This is a genomic window from Streptacidiphilus pinicola (assembly GCF_003258295.1).
Taxonomy (GTDB): Bacteria; Actinomycetota; Actinomycetes; order Streptomycetales; family Streptomycetaceae; genus Streptacidiphilus; species Streptacidiphilus pinicola.
This window is the reverse complement of sequence record NZ_QKYN01000218.1, coordinates 583-1042: the sequence shown is the minus strand read 5'-3', so window position 1 is coordinate 1042 and position 460 is coordinate 583. Positions and strand designations below refer to the sequence as shown.

Genomic DNA, 460 nt, shown 5'->3' with positions numbered 1-460 from the left:
GGGCCGGGCGGTGGCGCGCCCGCGCCGCTCGAGACCGACCCGGCGATCGTCACCGGGCTGATCGAGCGCAGCGAGGCGTCCATCGCCGCCTTGAAGCGCGACATCCGTGCGCAGACCGGTCCGGGGCTCTTCGACTTCCTGCTGGAGGCGTTCGAGGAGCACAAGCGGGTCCTCAGTGATCCACTCAGCATTCGGGTGATCATGGCCGGCATGGAGGCCACCTGGTGGCTCAACGACCACCTGGAGGAGTGGCTGGGCGAGAAGAACGCCGCCGACACCCTCACGCTGTCCGCGCCCGGCAACATCACCTCGGAGATGGGGCTGGACCTGCTCGACGTCGCGGACGTGATCCGTCCAGTGCCCGAGGTGGTCGCGTTCCTGCGCGGGGCCCGGGACGAGGACTTCCTCGACGAGCTGGCGAAGCTCCCCGGCGGGGCCGAGGCGCGCCAGGCGGTCGAGG

At 71.1% G+C, this 460-nt stretch carries 1 pseudogene; it reads left to right on the top strand.

Going from position 1 to position 460, the window contains the following annotated elements:
- Nucleotides 1-460 (top strand): annotated as a pseudogene (locus DN069_RS42185) (phosphoenolpyruvate synthase); the annotation flags it as partial.